Source organism: Aeromicrobium sp., assembly GCF_025965075.1.
GTDB lineage: Bacteria > Actinomycetota > Actinomycetes > Propionibacteriales > Nocardioidaceae > Aeromicrobium.
Window position 1 is genome coordinate 17,481 of sequence record NZ_JAOPXQ010000102.1, and the last position, 18,133, is coordinate 35,613.

The window sequence follows — 18,133 nt, forward strand, 5'->3', positions numbered from 1 at the left end:
GATGGACCAGCTGCTCCTGCGCCGCCTGCGTGAGGACGTCGCCGACAGGCTGTCCCGTCAGCGCCGGGACGATGCCGCCGCCGGGCTGCCCGGCATGACGAGCGAGGACGAGCGGCAGTTCGCCCGCGCCGTCATCGCCCGCGTCCTGGAGGGCCACGCCCGCGCCGAGATCGCGGCGGGTCGCACGCCCCCGGACAACGCCGAGGAGGCCGAGCTCGCCGACGGCATCCACGCCGCGCTCTACGGCGTCGGTCGCCTGCAGCCGCTCCTGGACGATCCCGAGGTCGAGAACATCGACATCAACGGCTACGACAACGTCTTCGTCGGCTATGCCGACGGCGAGGAGCGTCGCATGCCCCCCGTCGCCGAGAGCGACGACGAGCTCGTCGAGCTCGTGCAGGTGCTGGGCGCCTACTCGGGTCTGACGAGCCGTCCGTTCGACACCGCCAACCCGCAGCTGGACCTCCGGCTGCCGGACGGCAGCCGCCTGTCGGCGGTCATGGGCGTCACGCAGCGTCCGTCGCTGTCGATCCGTCGAGCCCGGCTCAGCCGGGTCTCCCTCGAGACGCTGGTCGACAACGGCACCATGACGCCGGACCTGGCGTCGTTCCTCTCGGCCGCCGTCGGCGCGCGCAAGAACATCATGATCGCGGGGGCGACCAACGCCGGCAAGACGACGCTGCTGCGCGCCCTCGCCAACGAGATCGACCCGAGCGAGCGCCTCATCACGGTGGAGCGGGCGCTCGAGCTGGGCCTCGGCGAGTTCGAGGACCTGCACCCCAACGTCGTGTCGTTCGAGGAGCGTCTGCCCAACTCGGAGGGCCGCGGACACATCGGCATGGCCGACCTGGTCCGCCGCTCGTTGCGCATGAACCCCAACCGGGTCATCGTGGGTGAGGTCCTCGGTGACGAGATCGTGACGATGCTCAATGCGATGAGCCAGGGCAACGACGGCTCGCTGTCGACGATCCACGCCAACTCCTCGCTCGAGGTGTTCAACCGCATCTGCACGTACGCGATCCAGTCCGCCGAGCGTCTGCCGGCCGACGCCACGATGATGCTGATCGCCGGCGCGATCGACTTCGTCGTGTTCGTGGAGCGCCGCAACGAGTTCGCGTCCGGTGGAGAGCTGCGCCGCGTCATCACGTCGGTCCGCGAGGTCAACGGTGTCGACGGCCGGGTGCTGTCGAGCGAGGTGTTCGCCGAGGGCCCCGAGGGCGATGCCGTCGCCGCCGCGTCGATCAGCTGCATGGACGACCTGATCCGGGCGGGCTACCGGCCGGCGCTGTTCCACGGGCAGGACGCCTGATGATCTCGACCGACCTGCTGCTCCTCGTCCTGATCGGCGCGGTGATCGGCGCTGCCGTCCTGCTGCTGGTGTGGGCGCTGACGCCGCAGGAGCCGTCGCGGATCGTCGTGCCGTCGACGCTGCTGCCCAGGGTCAAGCGGCTCGGTGCGCGCGTCCCGTTGGCGATCATCGCGGGCCTGGTGCTGCTGGTCCTGACCCGCTGGCCCGTCCTGGCCGTGGCCGGCGGGCTGCTGGTCTTCTTCGGGCCGATGCTCTTCGGCGGCGCGGCCAGCGAGAAGCGGTCGATCTCCCGCCTCGAGGGCCTCGCGGCGTGGACCGAGTCGCTCCGCGACACCATCGCGGGCGCTGTGGGCCTGGAGCAGGCGATCCCGGCGACCGCCTACGCCGCGTCCCCGGCCGTCGCGCCCCAGCTCATCGCGCTGTCGGACCGTCTGCGCGTCCGCACGCCGCTGCCCGTCGCCCTCCAACGGTTCGCCGACGACCTGGACGACCCCAGCGCCGACCTGATCGTCGCGGCGCTGATGCTCAACGCCAAGCTGCGCGGGCCCGGCCTGCGCGACGTGCTGACGTCGCTCGCCGGCTCGGCGCGCGAGGAGCTGGAGATGCGCCGGCGCGTCGTCGCCTCCCGCGCCAGCACCCGGCGCAGCGTCCAGATCGTCGTCGGGATCTCGGTGTTCTTCGTGCTGGGCCTGAGCCTGTTCAACCGTGACTACGTCGAGCCGTACTCGTCGGCGCTGGGCCAGGTCGTGCTGCTGATCGTCCTGCTGCTGTTCGCGGCCGGCTTCGCCTGGATGCGCCGGCTGTCCGTCTTCGAGCTGCCGGCCCGGTTCCTGTTCACCGCCCCGCCGACGACGGTCGGGGGAGTACGCCCGTGATGCTCCTCGTGCTCGTCGCCGGTGCCCTCGCGGGCCTCGGCGCCCTGACCCTGGTCCGCCAGTTCGACCACGGCACCGGCACCGCGGCGTCCGAGCTGGCCCGTCTCGACGCCGCCCGCATGCGTACCCGCGTCCAGGACTCGCTGACCTCGGACCGTCGGCACAGCGAGGAGTCGCCCCGGCTGCGGCGCCTCGGGTCGTCGGTGTGGACCCTGCTCGAGTCCCGCGGCTGGCGGATCCCCGCCGGCGTGCGCGCCAATCTCGCGGTCATGGGCCGGTCGGTCGAGGCGCACCTCGGCATGACGGTGCTGGCCGGCGTCGCGGGGCTGTTCGCCCCGGCCGTGATGCTCGCGCCCGCCGTCGCGATGTTCGGGATGAGCCCGACCATCCCGCTGTGGCTCGCGTTCGTCGGTGCGCTGGGCGGGGCCGTGCTGACCACGGCGCAGCTCGCGACGCAGGCCGGTGAGCGCCGCCGCGACTTCCGCCACGTCGTCGGCGCGTTCCTCGACCTCGTGTCGATGAACCTCGCCGGCGGTCGGGGCGTCCCCGAAGCGCTCGCGTCGGCGTCCCAGCTCAGTGACGGGTGGGCCATGGTCCGCCTGCGCGACACGATCGAGGCGGCCCGGCTGCAGGGCATCACCCCGTGGGCCGCGCTGGGCGACCTCGGCGAGGAGATGGCCGTCGACGAGCTCCGCGACCTCGCCGCCGCCCTGGCCCTCGTGGCCGAGGACGGGGCCCAGGTGCGCGACTCGCTGTCCGCCCGGGCGGCGTCGATGCGTCAGCGCGAGCTGGCCGACACCGAGAGCCGCGCCGCGCAACGGTCCCAGTCGATGCTCGTCGCGCAGCTGCTGCTGTGCGTCGGCTTCCTCATCTTCCTCATCTATCCCGCCATCTCCGAGATCGTCGGCATCTGATGCCACACCCCCACCCAGGAGGAACACCCATGATCACCTCGACGTCCCCGCTCGGCTACCTGCTGCTGCTGCTCGACGTGCACAAGACACGTGCCGCCAAGTCGGAGCGAGGTGCGTCCGCCGTGGAGTGGGTCATCATCGCCGCGATCGTGGTCGGCATCTGCATCGTCATCGCCGGGATCCTCAAGTCGGCTCTCTCGGACGAGGCGAACGAGATCGGCAACGAGATCCGGAACCAGTAGTCATGCGATCGCGACAGCGTCGACAGCGGGAGGAGGGCACCAGCGCCATCGAGCTGGTGCTCTACATGCCGCTGCTGATGGTCGCGATCATCCTGACGGTCCAGTTCGCGCTGGTCTACCTCGGCAACCAGGCGGTCTCCGCTGCCGCCCGGGAAGCCGCGCGCACCGCACGCGTGACGGGTGACGCGGCGGCCGGGCAGGCCCGCGGCTACGACTACGCCCGCGACCTCGGCCGGGGGCTGCTGGCCCGCGTCGACGTGCAGGTCGACCCCGTCGACGACAACACGCAGATGCGCGCGGTCGTGAGCGCCGACGGCGAGCAGCTCCTGCCGTTCATCAGGTCGCCGCGACTCAGCGAAGAGGTCCAGGGGCCCATCGAGCAGTTCATCGAGGACGACGGATGACCCGCCGGCGTCCCCGCACCCGGGCCGACGAGCGCGGCTCGATGGCGGTCGAGGTCGTGCTGCTGGTCCCCGTGCTCTTCCTGTTCCTGCTGCTCGTCATCGTCGGGGGCCGCTACGTCTCGGTCCGCGCCGACATGGAGGCGGCGGCCCGGGACGCGGCCCGCGCCGCGTCCCTCGAACGTACGCAGGGGGAGGCCGAGTCGGCCGCCAGCGCGGCGTCCAGCGCCGCACTCGACGGATTCGCGACATGCAGCATGTCGGACTTCGACGGGCCGTTCGTCGCCGGCGGGTCGGTCGAGGTCGAGATCGCGTGCGACGTGCCCAACGACGGGCTGGGGCTGCTCGGCCTGTCCGGCAGCGTGCGGATGACGGCGTCCGGCGCCGCCCCGCTCGACACCTACCGGCGGACCGGATGAGCGCGCGTCGTGACGAGCGGGGCTCGGCGGCGATCTTCGTCATCGGCATGTCGCTGGTCCTGATCGTCTGCGCCGGGCTCGTCGTCGACGGCGGCCTCGGGATCAACGCCCGGATGCGGGTCGCGGACGACGCCGAGCAGGCGGCACGGGTGGCGGCCGACTCGATCGACGTCGACCTGCTGCGTTCCGGCGGCGGCCTCGTCATCAACGAGCAGCTGGCCCGTCAGCGCGCGGCGTCCTACCTGGGCCGCCGGGGCTACGGGGCGGGCCAGTACGCGATCGACGTCGACGGCAACCAGGTCGACGTCGAGGTCCGGGACACGACCGAGACGACCCTGCTGAAGCTCATCAACGTGGACTCGTACGACGTCCGCGCGACGGCGAGCTCCGTACCCCAGACAGAAGCCGACTAGGCGCGCCCGGCGCGCCCACAGCACACGACCCACAGGAGGATCCATGGACGACGACACCACGGTGCGCGACGACTCCGAGCGATCGACCGACCCGACCAGGTTCGCCACTGCCAGACCCCACGCCAAGGTGGAGCGACACGTCGGCGAGATCGTGGGCTCGGGTGCGGCGCTGCTGGCCCTGCTCATCGGCCTGCCCGTCCTGCTGCTGGTCCTCGCCGGGGCGCCGCCGATCCCGACGAGCCTGCCCACGGTGCGGGACTTCGCCCAGCAGCTGAGCTTCGAGGACCTGCTGACGATCCTCGTGGGGGTCCTGTGGCTGACCTGGCTGTGGTTCGTCGTCTGCGTCGTGGTCGAGGTGCTGGCCGCCCGCCGCGGCGGCCTGGCGCGATCCGTGCCGCTGGCCGGCCCGCTGCAGCGGCTGGCCCGGGTCCTGGTGGGCGCGCTGCTGCTGACCGGCATCATGGCCGGCCAGGCGCAGGCCGTGACCCCCGAGGCGCCCGCCCACACCGGCAGCGTCTCGAGCACCATGACATTCGCCGACGCCGAGCTGCCGACGGTGGCCGTCGCGGACTCCGCCGACACGCCCGCGGTCGCCGACGAGGCTGACCAGGGGATGGTGGGCAAGAAGGTCTACACCGTCAAGGCGCCGAAGAACGGCTACCACGACAACCTCTGGGACATCGCCGAGAAGCACTTGGGCGACGGACGCCGCTACCACGAGATCTACGAGCTCAACAAGGACCACCTGCAGGCCGACGGCCTCAAGATCCAGCTGGCCCGGCTGATCCAGCCCGGCTGGGAGCTGCAGATGCCCGACGACGCCGTCGGCGTCGAGCGGGTGCAGGCGCCGGCCGAGACCCCGGCCGCCCCGGCCCCGGTCGCGCCCGACCGGACGCCCGACCAGGTCGCCGACAACGGCTCGGGCGAGGTCGCGGACGTCGCGGCCGACGACCAGCGCACCGGCTGGATGGTCGGGATCGGCCTGCTGGCCGCGTCGGTCATCGGCGCCCTCGTGGTGCAGCGACGCCGCGGCAACGGCCGCCGCCCCGACGACGAGGCGCTCGAGCTGGAGGGCGGCCTGACGGTCGCGGCGTCGCCCGCCCGCGTCGAGCGTCTCGACCACGTCCTGCGGACCCTGACGGCCACGTGCCGGCAGGCCGGGGTCAACCCGCCGCCCGCCTACGGCGCGATCATCGACGACGAGTCCGTCGAGCTGCTGCTCAGCCCGGCCCAGACCGAGCCGGTCGCCGGCTGGGAGGCCCACGACAACGGTCGCCGCTGGCGGACCGAGGCGCCGGTCGACGGCCCCACGCCCTCCGAGGCCGTGCCGTACCCCGCCCTCGTCGGCCTCGGCATCGATCCCGACGGTCGCGACGTGCTGGTCGACCTGGAGTCCGCCGGCGGCATCGTGGCGGTCACGGGCGATCCCGGCGTGGCCGAGCAGGTCGCGGCAGCGGTCGCGGTCCAGGCCGCGACGGCGCCGTGGTCCGACACGGTCCGTGTCGTCGTGTCGGACCTCCCCGACGGGATCGCCGAGGTCGGCGACGCCCGGCTGCGGGTCGCCGACCTGGCCGACGAGCTCGACGGCTTCGAGCAGCAGATCGACCTGTGGCGTGACGGTGTCCTGACCGGACGCGTCGGCCGCCGCAGCTCCGCCACGACGCAGCTCGTCGTGAGCGGCCGGGTCCCGAGCCCGGAGATCGCCGAGCGGCTGGGTGCCCTCACGGGCGCCGGGCGTCAGGCCTTCTCGGTGCTGGTCGCCGGGGACCACGCCGGCGCCCGCTGGCGCCTGCAGGTCGACGAGCACGGCACCCTGACGGTCCCGCTGCTCGGCCTGACCCTGACCGCCAACCGGGTCAGCCCGGCGCAGGTCGAGGCCGTCGCCGAGCTGTTCGCCGCGGCCCGCGAGGTCGACCACCCCGACGAGGGGGACCGGGTGTCGATCACCGAGCCGCTGCGCGGTCACGACGACTCCGCCTGGGCGGCCGCCTCGCGCCGGGTCGGCGTCCTGGGCGTGCTCACGGTCCAGGGAGCCGGGGCGCTCGCCGACGAGCGCAGCGAGCTCGCCACCGAGCTGGTCGCCTACCTGGCGCTGCACCCCGAGGGCGTCCACCCCACGGTCCTGGCCGGTGCGCTGTGGCCCCGCGGTGTCACGGCGGACGTCCGGGACGCGACGATCGAGCGTACGCGCAGCTGGCTCGGCACCGCCGTCGACGGCTCGCACGTGCTGCGGGCCGACGCCGACGGCCGGCTGTCGCTGTACGACGGGGTCGTGTGCGACTGGGACTGCGCCCGCAACCTCTTCCTCCGGGCCCGACGCGCACCGGCCCACCGTGAGGAGGCCGAGCTCCTGCGTCGCGGCCTCCAGCTCGCGCGGGGCCACGCGTTCGCGCAGGTGCCGCCCGGCCGCTACGGCTGGGTCGCGCAGGAGGACATCCCGCGCACCGTCACCCGGGTCGTCGTCGACGCGGCGCTGCGCCTCGTGGACCTGCTGGCCGAGGGCGAGCCTGACGGCGCCGCGCAGGCCGCCCTGGCGGGGCTCCGGGTCAGCCCCGGTGACCAGCGCCTGTGGCGGGCGCTCGTCCGGGCCCGCTACGACGTGTCGGGCGTCGCGGGCGTCCAGCAGACGCTCACCGAGATGGCCGACGGGATCCGCAGCGCGCCGCTCGAGGCGGAGACCGAGGCCCTGATCAACGAGCTCATGCCTGACGTCGGAACCCTCGCGACCGGCAGCTGACGCGGGGGTTGCGCCCGCTGACGCGCGACTCCCCGAGGGTGACGCGTGGGTCGCGCCGGGTGACGCGTGGGTTGCGTCCCCGCGCAACCCACGCGTCAGCGTGCCCAACCCACGCGTCAGCGGGCGTAACCCACGCGTCAGCGGGCGTAACCCACGCGTCGGCGGGGGTCAGGAGGGGAGGGGGGCCTGGATCGTGCGGAGGACGCCGTCGCCGAGGTTGGTCAGGACCCGGCCGGCCTGCGTCTGGGCGCCGATCGAGCTGCGCGGCATGCGTACGCCGATCAGCTCGCCGTCGCTGGTGCCCTGCGGCGAGATGACGACGCCCTGGCGGCCCTTCATCTCCACCTGCCACCCGCTGAAGCCGCTGCCGACCTCGCCGGAGTCGCCACCCAGGACGATGCCGCGGCCGATGTCGCCACAGATGCGCTGCAGGGACTTCAGGTAGTCCTTGGCGTCGATGTCCTTGAGCAGCTCGCCGTCGTCGATCAGCAGCACGACGGGACCGTCGCCGTCCTCGATCAGCGGCTTGAGCTCGGCCTCGGTCAACGCGCTCGACGTCAGCACGGTGCGTACGCCGTCGCGTCCCGCGAGGTCGCGAAGCGGTGAGGGGCGCGGCGCCGCGATCACGAGCTCGGTGCCACCCCGCAGGAGCGACTCGGCGACCGACAGCAGCACCGTCGAGCGGCCGGACCGCGGTGGCCCGGCGACGATTGCGACAGGGGTCCGCGACAGGTCCAACCCGACGGCCGTCAGCTCGTCCCCGCCGACGCCGACCATGGCCCACAGGGGCTGCGGCTCGGTCGTCTCCCGCATCGTCCAGGCCTCGTCGAACGTGATCCGCGTCGGCAGGACGTCGACCCGGAACGGTCGGGCCGACCGCGGGACGGCGGCGTGCCGCTCGACGGACTCGGCGGCAATCGCCCGGAGGTAGCCGGCCTGGGCCTGACCGCTGGTGTCCTCACCGAGCAGCGCGAACTGCAGCTCGAGCCCCGTCTCGGAGCGGAAGCCGCGGCCCTCGGGGATGTCCTCGGGCATCTTGCGAGGCTGCAGCCCGAGCAGCGAGTAGTCGGCGCGATCGGGCAGGCGCAGGCCGATCTTGTCCTCGATCAGCGAGCCCATCCGGGTGTTGGACAGCTGCCGGTCGCCCGTGATGACCAGGTGGATACCGGCGGAGGCGCCCTCGCGGAGGAAGTTCTGCACCTGCTCCAGCAGGGTGCCGCCCTCGAGCTCGGCGAGCCCACCCAGGAAGCCCTCCCACCGGTCGAGCAGCACGACGATGTGCGGCGGCCGCTCCGCCTCGTCGACGGAGGACCGGAGCTCGCCGAGGTCGGCGTAGCCGTGCGCGGCGAGCATCTCCTGACGACGCGCGAGCTCGGCGGTGAGGCGGCCGAACAGGCGGGTCGCCCGGTCGGTCTGCGTGCGCTGCACGATCGCGCCGCAGTGCGGCAGGTCGGCGAGCGCCAGCAGCGCGCCGTTGCCGCAGTCGAGACCGTAGAGGTGGACGTCGGCGGGGCTCACGAGCTGCGCGATCGAGCCGGCCATCGTGCGCAGCGCCTGGGAGCGCCCGCTGCGGGGGCCGCCGACGATCGCGAGGTGCGAGAACGTCGAGAAGTCGATCGCGGCGTGCCGGCGGGCCTGCTCGGCGGGCAGGTCCTCGATCCCGAACGGGATGACTGGCAGCCGCGGCGCGGTGGCGGCTGCGGCCTCGGCGACCAGGTCGTCCAGCTGGACCGTCGTGGTCAGGGCGGGCAGCCACGGGCTGTGCTGGGGCGGCAGGGCGAGGTCGGTGTTGGCCTGGCGCACGGCCTCGACGAGCACCGTCAGGTCGGTGACCTCGGCGTCGTCGACGACGGCGGCGCGCGGACGGACGGGAATCGCCTGGGGCAGCTCGCCGAGCCCGAGCTGGGCGATCCACGGGGGTGCGGTCGCCGAGCTCACCGCGCCGGGACGGCGGCCACCGACGCGGCCCGACTGGAACGGCACGAGCGAGTTGGCGCCCAGTCGTACGTACGCCCGGCCGGGGGTCGCCTTGGAGATGTTGCCCGCGTCGGGGGCGTCGATGACGTCGGAGCTCTCCGAGCCGTCCGTGACGCGCAGCGCGATGCGGAGGTTGGTGTTGGCCCGGATCTCGGGGGAGACGACGCCGCCGGGGCGCTGGGTCGCGAGGATCAGGTGGATGCCGAGCGAGCGGCCACGTTGGGCGATGTTGACCAGGCCCGTGACGAAGTCCGGCAGCTCGCGGGCCAGCGACGCGAACTCGTCGATCACGATCAGCAGGCGGGGCATCGCGGCGAGCTCGGGCCGCTTGGCCTGCAGGTCGACGTAGTCCTCGATGTCCTTCGCGCCGGCACCGGCCAGCATGTGCTCGCGGCGGTTGAGCTCGGCGCCCAGGGACACCAGCGCCCGCTCGACCAGGTGGGTGTCGAGGTCGGTCACCATCCCGACGGTGTGGGGCAGGTCGACGCAGTCCTTGAACGCCGCGCCACCCTTGTAGTCCACCAGCACGAACGTCATGCCGTCCGGCCGGTTCGCGACCGCGAGCGAGGCGACGATGGTCTGCAGGAGCTCGGACTTGCCGGCTCCCGTCGTGCCGGCGACCAGGCCGTGCGGTCCGTCCCGTCGCAGGTCGATCGAGAACGGCCCGTCGAGCGAGATGCCGACGACGGCCTCGGTCGAGCGCGGGCTGAGCGACCACCGGGCCCGGATGAGCTCGGCAGTGGGCGGCTCGATCGCCATGACCTCGGTGAGGCGGCACGCCGCCGGGAGCACGGAGTCGTCGTCGCCCCCGGAGATGTCACGCAAGGGCGCGAGCGACCGGGCGACCCGGGAGAGCCACGCGGGCTCGACCAGGTCGGGGATGATGTCGTCCACGACCGTGACCCGCTGCTGGCGCAGCGTCACGCCGCGCGGGGTCTCCAGGACGACCGCGGCGGCCTCCTCGGGCAGCAGCCGCTCGTCGGTGTCGAGGCAGATCGCGTAGATCCCGTGCGCGGGTCCCTGCTTGAGCAGCGCCACGACGCCCGGCAGCGAGCGGAGCCGGCGGGCGCCGTCGAAGACCACCACGATGTCCGGGCCCAGCCGCGGCCTGGAGGAGCCGGACTTGCCGGCCGCGGCACCCTGCCGCGCGGCGAGCGCAGCGGACAGCTCGGCGATGCGGCGGGCGCACGTCTCGGTGTCGACGCCCAGGGTCACGACGGTGTCCTGGCCGAACTGCGGCCGGGCGTGGGGGAGCCAGCGCAGCCACTCCCACGCGGGTGCGCCCTCGGCGTCGGTCAGGACGTACACCTGGGTGTCGCTGGGGCTCTGCAGCGTCGCGAGCTGCGCGACGGCCCACGTGCAGATGCGGCGGGGCAGGTCGCCACGCCCGGCGATGCCGACGACACCGCGCTCGGCCAGTGGCAGGGCGACCGGGACGTCGTACGCCGGCCGCACCGTCCGGCGCTTGTGCTCCATCTGCTCGGGGTCGTCGACCGTGACCTCCGACTCCAGGTCGCCGACGCCGATGCGCACCGAGAGGTAGTCGGGGTCGGTGATGCGACGCTCCCACAGCCGGGCGCGAGGACCGCTGGCGATCAGCAGCGTCAGTGCCGGGTCCGGCGCCTCCATGCGGCGGGCGACCCGCTCGTCGACGACGGCCTGCTCGATGTCGCCCTCGACCTGCTCCTTCTTCTGCTTGTAGTCGGCGAGCTGCTGGCGGTGCGTCTGCTTGCCCTGCTTCTTGCCCTGCAGGTAGGAGCCGAGCATCATCATCGGCGAGAACGCCGCCATCGTCAGCATGTACCAGCGGCCCGTGATCACCGCGAGGCTCACGCCCATCACGACCGGGAGCATCATCGTCAGCCAGGGCAGGCCGCTGCGGTTCTGCTCGCGGGGCGTTGCGGGAAGCTTGAACGACGTGGGGCGCTCGGGCGGCAGCAGGCGGGGCGGCCGGTTGTAGTCGATCCACCCCGGCTCGGGGCTGTCCTCCAGCGCCGCGTCGGGCACGTCGATCGTCTCGAGCTCGAGGCGTACGTCCCCGATCGTCAGCTGCGAGCCGACCGGCCAGGCGGTGTCCACCTCGGGCAGGACCTCCCGGTCCAGCGCCAGTGGCGGGTCGGCGTGGGGGATCGTCTCGGCCAGCGCGTCGGCCGCCCCGCCCATGGCCCGGACCGTCACGGCACCGTGGATGTCGACGACGACGGCCGCGACCAGCGGCGGGACCCGGTCGTCGTGCAGACGGATCGTGCAGCCCGGGTCGGTGCCGACACCGGCCTCGCCGACCGACAGCCGGTGCACCGCTCCGGCTCCCGAGCCGGACACCACGCGGATCTCGACCAGGCCCTCGGGCTCGTCCACGACCGACGCCGCCCGGTCGTCGATCGTGATGAACGAGCCGCTCTTGATCCCGGAGTCGGCCACCGGGACGGCCGGGTCGAGCGCCTGGCCGCGCAGGTAGAGCACGTGCCGCGGGGCGTCGGTGACCGCGACGACGCGGCTGTCCCGGCGCGAGGCCAGCGAGATGACGTCGGAGTCGAGCACCGCCGGGGCGACGGGCTGCGCCGTCAGTGCGTCGACCAGGTCCGACACGGGCGCCGCGTCGTCGGCGTCGATCACGACGTGCCGGACGTTGCCGGAGTGAGGGTTGGCAATGGTCACTTCGACACGCATGCGAGCCAGCATAGGTTGGCGCGTCGGTGCAGCACGAGTCGACGAGCCCGCTTCGTGACAGCCTGACGATTGCCCCGTCTCCACGGGATGACCCGTCGCGCGATGTCCGTTAGGGTCATACCCATCAAGCCGGGTGTTGTTCCGGAGGCCCGCAGCGGCCGTCGGGGGGCCGGCATCCCTAGCGAAAGGCAGTTCCATGGCGAACGTCAACGTCACCTACGAAGACATGCGCGGTGCAGCGACCAACCTCAAGGGTGGTCAGCACGAGATCGAGGGCACGCTCGACAAGCTCAAGTCCCTCGTCGAGGAGCTGGTCAGCGGCGGATACGTCACCGACAAGTCCTCCAAGGCGTTCAACACCTCCTACGAGGAGTTCAACAAGGGCGCACGCCAGTGCATCGAAGGTCTGACCGGCATGGGCGAGTACCTCACGAAGGCCGCCCAGGCCCTCGAGGACACCGACGAGCAGCTCGCGTCGGCCCTCAACGGCTGATCCCAGCACTGCCGCCGACGGCACAAGCTCGACGAGGGCACCCGGGGACTCCCGGGTGCCTTCGTCATTCCCGCCCCACCGTCGGCAAGCAGACACCGGGCACCGGTTGCCCTACGTTGGGCACATGGGTATCGGGGGAGATCCGCAGGACGTCCGCGCGGTGGCACGACGCATACGGTCGTGGGCCGACGAGGTCGACGACGACGCGACCTCGGTCCGGCAGGCCAAGCAGATCGACTGGAAGAGCACGGCGGCGTCCTCGTTCGTCGAGAAGATCGAGACCCGGTGCGACGAGGTGACGGCGGTCGCCGAGTCGATGCGGGACGCTGCCGACGCCGTCGACCACCTCGCCGACGTCCTCGAGGACCGGCAGGACACCCTGAACGACCTGCTGGAGAAGGCCGGCAAGACGCTGGCCGACGCCGAGGACATGGTGCGTGACGGGGTCACCGACCTGATCGGCGGTGTCACCTCGCTGGCCGACGAGGCCAGGAAGAAGGCCGAGGACCTCAAGGACGGGCTGGTCGACGGCGGCAAGAAGCTCCTGGGAGGTGTGCTGTGAGCCCCACCTTCAGCCGCATCGACGGCGTGCCGCGCGTCCGGCTCGACGAGCCCGACTGGGCGTCGGTCGTCGCGGCAACGGGCGTGCCGGCCGCCGCGCTGGGCGCGCTCACCCCGTTGACCGCCGACGACGCCGAGGCCGACCCGACGATGGTCGCGGCCGCAGCGCTGGCGCTGGGCTCGGCCCGCGTGCGCGTGGACGTCACGACGGTGTCGGGGGACCGCGGCGTCGTGGCGAGCCTCGGCAGCGACGGGACGACATCGGCCATCGCCAACCGCATCCTGGTCCTCCCCGGTGGCGGTGAGCCGACCCGGCTCGCGCCCGGCGTGGAGCTCAGCGTGCTCGACCAGCGGCACCTGCTCATCGAGGTCATGCGCCTGGTGCCGCCCGACCCGCCGCTCGCCCCGGACGACCCGGGACCGGTCGTGGCACTTCCGCACACCGACGCCCTGGTGCTGACCGAGGCCGTCCGCTCCGGCGACGACGCGGTCGCCCGCCAGGTCGCGACGGAGCAGGGCTGGGACGAGGTGCCGCCGGTGCTCGAGGCGCTCGCGGACGAGGTGCGGGCCAACGTGACCGTCGCGCTGCGGGTCGAGGGGCGCGAGACCGTCGTGCTGCGCCGCTGGCTGCAGACCGAGCTCGGCTGGGTCGGTCTCGCGATCACCGACGGCGAGGCGGTCCACACGCCCTGCACCCGGGAGGGCCTGGCCGACGAGCTGCTCTACTCGCTGACCGGCGCGTTCGAGACGGCACTGGCAGGAGCTGGTCTGGATGGGTGACGGCGGCGGCATCGAGGTCAGTGGCGGAGCCGGTGGCGTCACGGCCCACTACGACGACATGTTGAGCTACGCCGACGTGCTGGACACGGCCGGCGACGGCCTGCGCACCGCGAGCGGGCGCGTGGGCGGTCTGATCACGAGCGGCGACATCGCGCAGGCGGTCGTGCTGTGCCCGGTCGAGGTGGCCCAGGCCGAGGGCGCGATGGTCGCCGCGGCGACCGGGTCCTCGGGCGCGCTGTGGGCCGGCGGTGAGCTGGAGGTCACGGCCCGCTACCTGCGTACGTCGGTCAGTGCCTACCGGCTCGTCGACGAGAAGCTGGCGCAGCTCGAGGAGCTCGGTGCGGACGCCGCGGGGTTCGCCCTCGGCGTGGCGTTGCCGGGACTCGCGCTGCTGGGCGGCGCGGGCTACCTCGCGGTCAAGAGCAATCCGCTGCTGCAGGCGTTGCTGGACGCCGCGGGGGTCGAGGAACCGACCCTCGCCGACCTGCAGGAGACCCTCTACGACAACCCGTGGCTGCTGGAGGCGTTGACCCGCATGGCCCCGAGCCTGATCCAGGGCACGAGCTTCACGCTGGCCGGGCTGCTCGGGCCGGCCGGCACCGCCGCGTTGATCGCGGCCTCGGGCGGCAACTGGCCCTCGACGGACTATCCCTCCGCGATCGCGGGGCTGCTGTCGATCGCGGGGCTCGCGGGCATGTTGGAGGACACCGGCGAGTTCACGGTCGACCGGGTGCCGGGTGATGCCGGCCAGGTCGACATCACCCAGGAGAACATCGTCGCCTCGATCTTCCGCGGGCAGAGCGAGGCGAGCAACGAGCCGGGCCAGGTGCAGGTCATCGAGGTGCCCCAGCCCGACGGCTCGTCGTCGTACATCGTGCAGATCCCCGGGACCCAGGAGTGGGACCCGGCCCGCGGCGACAACCCGATCGACCTGACGACCAACGTCAACCTCATGGCGATGCAGGGCAGCACCGTCATGGAGCAGCAGGTGGCCGACGCGATGGAGGCAGCCGGGATCAAGAAGGGCGATCCGGTGATGATGACGGGGCACAGCCAGGGCGGCATCACCGCCGCCGCGATGGCCAGCGACCCCGACATCCAGGCGCGCTACAGCATCACGAGCATCGTGACGGGGGGATCCCCGATCGGCCGGTTCGACATCCCGGACGGTGTCTCGGTGCTGTCGCTGGAGCACGACCAGGACGTCGTGCCGATGCTCGACGGCGTCGAGAACCCGGACCGCCCCAACTGGGTCACGGTCAACCGCGAGCTCAGCGATGCCGAGGGGACCGACGAAGGGGTGCGCGGAGCGGGTGCGGCCCACTCCGTGCCCAACTACACCAAGACCGGCACCGAGGTCGACGCCTCGAGCTCGGCGACCCTCGAGCAGTGGCGCGAGGACAACGCCCAGTTCATGGGCGAGGACGCCGAGATCACCCGCTACCAGATCTCCCCGGTGGGTTGAGGATGCGGACCACGATCATCGCCGTCCTGCTGGGGCTCCTCCTGGCGGTCTCGTCGGGCGGGTGCACGAAGGACGATGATGGTCCCGTGAAGCCCGACTACACCCCGCTCGCCGACACCGAGCTCGTCCGGCAGATCGAGGCGGTCCCGGGCGTCGCCGCGGTCGACGTGAAGTTCCGGAAGTCGTTCACCGACGGCACCGGCTACTACGGGACGATCACGGTCGACGAGGACGCCGACGCCGCCGCTGCCCTCGACCACACCTACGCGATCCTGCGACAGGGTCGTTTCGACGTCGTGATCACGGTGTCCGCCCGGCAGGGCAGGAAGGTCGTCTTCAGCGATGCCTTCGGCCTGGCCGCGGGCGTCGAGCCCGACCTGACGGAACGCTACGGACCGCAGCCCGGCGACGGGAAGCCGCCGGCTTCCGGCGGTTGAGCCGCGCTCGGGGGCGGCGACTACGCTGGGAGGGCGATGACCGAGCCACGCCCCACGACGTACCTCGACCATGCGGCGACGACGCCCATGGTCCCCGAGGCGATCGCGGCGTTGGCCGCGCAGATGGCCGTGACCGGCAACGCCTCGTCGCTGCACGCCTCGGGCCGCGCCGCCCGGCGTACCGTCGAGGAGGCCCGTGAGCTGATCGCCGAGCGGTTCGGCGCCCGGCCCAGCGAGGTCGTGTTCTGCTCCGGCGGCACGGAGGCCAACAACCTGGCGATCAAGGGTCTCTACTGGTCGCGGCGGGCCCAGGACCCCGCCCGCCGGCGCATCGTGTTCAGCTCGATCGAGCACCACGCGCTCCTCGACCCGGTCACGTGGCTCGCGAAGCACGAGCACGCCGACGTCGAGATGACCCCCGTCGACAAGCACGGCCGGATCCTGGTCGACGACCTGCGCGCCGCGGTCGAGCGGGACCCGGCGAGCATCACGGCCGTCACGACGATGTGGGCCAACAACGAGATGGGCACGATCCAGCCGATCGCCGACGTCGTGGAGATCGCCCAGGCGTACGACATCCCTGTCCACAGCGACGCCGTGCAGGCCGCCGGCTACCTGCCGCTCGACTTCGCCGCCAGCGGGCTCGACGCCATGACGATCACGGCGCACAAGCTCGGGGGACCGGTCGGTGTCGGCGCCCTCGTCATCGGCCGGGAGATCGACGCGACCCCGCTGCTGCACGGCGGTGGGCAGGAGCGGGACCTGCGCTCCGGCACGGTGAGCGTCCCGCTGATCGCCGCGTTCGCCGCCGCCGTCGACGTCACGCTGGACCGGCAGGCCGAGATCGTCGCGCGGATCGAGTCGCTGCGCCGCCGCCTCGTCGAGGGCATCGTCCGGGTCGTCCCCGACGCGATCGTCAACGGTGACCCCGAGCCGGGGCCCGAGCACCGCCTGCCCAACATCGCGCACGTGACGTTCCCGGGCTGCGAGGGCGACGCGATGCTGATGCTGCTCGACGCGCAGGGGATCGAGTGCTCGACCGGCTCGGCGTGCGCTGCCGGCGTGCCCCAGCCCAGCCACGTGCTGCTCGCCATGGGCTACGACGAGGTCGCGGCACGCGGATCGCTGCGGTTCAGCCTCGGCCACACCTCGACCGAGGCCGACGTCGACCGGGTCCTCGCGGCCCTGCCGGCGGTCCACCAGCGGGCCCAGCGGGCCTCGCTGGTGCGGAGCTCGTCGTGAGGGTCGTCGCCGCCATGTCGGGCGGGGTCGACTCCGCCGTCGCTGCCGCGCGGGCGGTCGACGCGGGGCACGATGTCACGGGCGTCCACCTCGCGCTGAGCCGCAACCCCCGGTCGTACCGGTCCGGCGCCCGCGGCTGCTGCTCGATCGAGGACGCCGGCGACGCCCGACGTGCCGCCGACCAGCTCGGGATCCCGTTCTACGTGTGGGACATGAGCGAGGAGTTCGCCGACAACGTCGTCGACGACTTCATCGCGGAGTACACCGCCGGACGCACGCCCAACCCGTGCCTGCGCTGCAATGAGAAGATCAAGTTCGCCGCAGTGCTCGACCGGGCCCTGGCGCTGGGCTTCGATGCCGTCGCGACCGGCCACTACGCCCAGCTGGAGACCGCCGCGGACGGCACGATCGAGATGCACCGGGCGATCGACATGGGCAAGGACCAGTCCTACGTCCTGGGCGTCCTGACGCAGGAGCAGCTGGCGCACTCGCTGTTCCCCCTCGGTGACACGACCAAGGACGTCGTGCGCGCCGAGGCCGCGCGCCGGGGCATCCAGGTCGCGACCAAGCCCGACAGCCACGACATCTGCTTCATCCCCGACGGTGACAACGCCGGCTGGCTCGGCGAGAAGCTGGGCCCGAAGCCCGGGACGATCGTCGACGAGGACGGCACGGTCCTGCGCGAGCACGACGGGGCGTACGCGTTCACGATCGGTCAGCGCCGCGGCCTGCGCCTCGGGATCCCCGCCGACGACGGCAAGCCCCGGTTCGTCCTGGACATCGAGCCGGTCAGCGGCACCGTCACGGTCGGCTCCCGCGAGGCGCTCGCGGTCGACGCGCTGGAGTGCATCAAGCCCCTGTGGTGCGGGGCCGCCCCGACCGGGACGCTCAACTGCACCGTCCAGCTGCGGGCCCACGGCGACGAGCACCGGGCCCGGGTCATGGTGTCCGGCCCCGACGTCCGGGTCGAGCTGATCGACCCCGCCTCCGGCATCGCCCCGGGCCAGGCCTGCGTCATCTACGCCGGCACCCGCGTCGTCGGCTCCGCCACGATCTCCGCCACGACCCGGGTGGCGGTGCACTAGCGTCCACCTCGGGCTTCCTCGGCGTCGGCGCGGTGCGCTGGCGTCCAGCTCGGCGGCAGAAGTGGATGCCAGTGCACCCGCCCCCACGGGTCGGTGGACGCCAACGCACCACC

16 protein-coding genes are annotated in these 18,133 nt (G+C 72.8%); 15 read left to right on the forward strand and 1 reads right to left on the reverse strand.

The features are described 5' to 3' along the window. The first annotated feature begins 1 nt into the window (after position 1). Genes JWQ91_RS06710 through JWQ91_RS06745 form a run of 8 tightly spaced genes read left to right on the forward strand, consistent with a single transcriptional unit; the run spans position 2 to position 7,310 of the window. Complete coding sequence (locus JWQ91_RS06710) at positions 2-1,309, forward strand: ATPase, T2SS/T4P/T4SS family (RefSeq protein WP_297782085.1); 1,308 nt, start codon at positions 2-4, stop codon at positions 1,307-1,309. Then, the gene (locus JWQ91_RS06715) at positions 1,309-2,184 is read left to right on the forward strand and encodes a type II secretion system F family protein (RefSeq protein ID WP_297782086.1); all 876 of its coding nucleotides are present in this window, start codon (positions 1,309-1,311) and stop codon (positions 2,182-2,184) included. The genes JWQ91_RS06710 and JWQ91_RS06715 overlap by 1 nt, the downstream gene beginning before the upstream one ends. After that, positions 2,184-3,098, forward strand: coding sequence for a type II secretion system F family protein (locus tag JWQ91_RS06720; protein ID WP_297782118.1), 915 nt, complete (start codon positions 2,184-2,186; stop codon positions 3,096-3,098). Before JWQ91_RS06715 ends, JWQ91_RS06720 begins: the two co-directional genes overlap by 1 nt. 29 nt (positions 3,099-3,127) lie before the next feature. Further along, positions 3,128-3,340, forward strand: a complete 213-nt coding sequence (locus tag JWQ91_RS06725) for a hypothetical protein (protein WP_297782087.1) — start codon at positions 3,128-3,130, stop codon at positions 3,338-3,340. Between the two features lie 2 nt (positions 3,341-3,342). Further along, a complete protein-coding gene (locus JWQ91_RS06730; RefSeq protein ID WP_297782088.1) occupies positions 3,343-3,744 on the forward strand; it encodes a TadE/TadG family type IV pilus assembly protein in 402 nt (133 codons plus the stop codon). Next, the gene (locus tag JWQ91_RS06735) at positions 3,741-4,160 is read left to right on the forward strand and encodes a TadE/TadG family type IV pilus assembly protein (RefSeq protein ID WP_297782089.1); all 420 of its coding nucleotides are present in this window, start codon (positions 3,741-3,743) and stop codon (positions 4,158-4,160) included. The genes JWQ91_RS06730 and JWQ91_RS06735 overlap by 4 nt, the downstream gene beginning before the upstream one ends. Continuing rightward, on the forward strand, positions 4,157-4,573 hold the full coding sequence (locus JWQ91_RS06740; protein ID WP_297782090.1) for a pilus assembly protein TadG-related protein: 417 nt from the start codon (positions 4,157-4,159) through the stop codon (positions 4,571-4,573). Before JWQ91_RS06735 ends, JWQ91_RS06740 begins: the two co-directional genes overlap by 4 nt. A 43-nt stretch (positions 4,574-4,616) precedes the next feature. Further along, positions 4,617-7,310: a hypothetical protein gene (locus JWQ91_RS06745; RefSeq protein WP_297782091.1), complete on the forward strand. Its 2,694-nt coding sequence runs from the start codon at positions 4,617-4,619 to the stop codon at positions 7,308-7,310. A gap of 168 nt (positions 7,311-7,478) precedes the next feature. Here the strand turns inward: JWQ91_RS06745 and JWQ91_RS06750 are convergent, their stop codons facing one another. Further along, a complete protein-coding gene (locus tag JWQ91_RS06750; protein ID WP_297782092.1) occupies positions 7,479-11,957 on the reverse strand; it encodes an FtsK/SpoIIIE domain-containing protein in 4,479 nt (1,492 codons plus the stop codon). Positions 11,958-12,153: 196 nt separating this feature from the next. Between JWQ91_RS06750 and JWQ91_RS06755 the strand changes: the two genes are divergently transcribed. The 7 genes from JWQ91_RS06755 to mnmA all read left to right on the forward strand — a co-directional run bounded on the left by JWQ91_RS06755 (position 12,154) and on the right by mnmA (position 18,020). Further along, positions 12,154-12,450: a WXG100 family type VII secretion target gene (locus JWQ91_RS06755; RefSeq protein ID WP_297782093.1), complete on the forward strand. Its 297-nt coding sequence runs from the start codon at positions 12,154-12,156 to the stop codon at positions 12,448-12,450. A 124-nt stretch (positions 12,451-12,574) separates the two neighbouring features. Continuing rightward, the gene (locus JWQ91_RS06760; protein ID WP_297782094.1) at positions 12,575-13,012 is read left to right on the forward strand and encodes a putative T7SS-secreted protein; all 438 of its coding nucleotides are present in this window, start codon (positions 12,575-12,577) and stop codon (positions 13,010-13,012) included. Continuing rightward, positions 13,009-13,791, forward strand: a complete 783-nt coding sequence (locus tag JWQ91_RS06765) for a hypothetical protein (protein WP_297782095.1) — start codon at positions 13,009-13,011, stop codon at positions 13,789-13,791. The genes JWQ91_RS06760 and JWQ91_RS06765 overlap by 4 nt, the downstream gene beginning before the upstream one ends. After that, the gene (locus tag JWQ91_RS06770; RefSeq protein WP_297782096.1) at positions 13,784-15,256 is read left to right on the forward strand and encodes a hypothetical protein; all 1,473 of its coding nucleotides are present in this window, start codon (positions 13,784-13,786) and stop codon (positions 15,254-15,256) included. Before JWQ91_RS06765 ends, JWQ91_RS06770 begins: the two co-directional genes overlap by 8 nt. Before the next feature lie 2 nt (positions 15,257-15,258). Next, a complete protein-coding gene (locus JWQ91_RS06775) occupies positions 15,259-15,693 on the forward strand; it encodes a hypothetical protein (RefSeq protein ID WP_297782097.1) in 435 nt (144 codons plus the stop codon). A 36-nt stretch (positions 15,694-15,729) separates the two neighbouring features. Next, positions 15,730-16,935, forward strand: a complete 1,206-nt coding sequence (locus tag JWQ91_RS06780) for a cysteine desulfurase family protein (protein WP_297782098.1) — start codon at positions 15,730-15,732, stop codon at positions 16,933-16,935. Then, positions 16,932-18,020, forward strand: a complete 1,089-nt coding sequence (gene mnmA / locus JWQ91_RS06785) for a tRNA 2-thiouridine(34) synthase MnmA (protein WP_297782099.1) — start codon at positions 16,932-16,934, stop codon at positions 18,018-18,020. The genes JWQ91_RS06780 and mnmA overlap by 4 nt, the downstream gene beginning before the upstream one ends. The last annotated feature ends 113 nt before the right edge of the window (positions 18,021-18,133 follow it).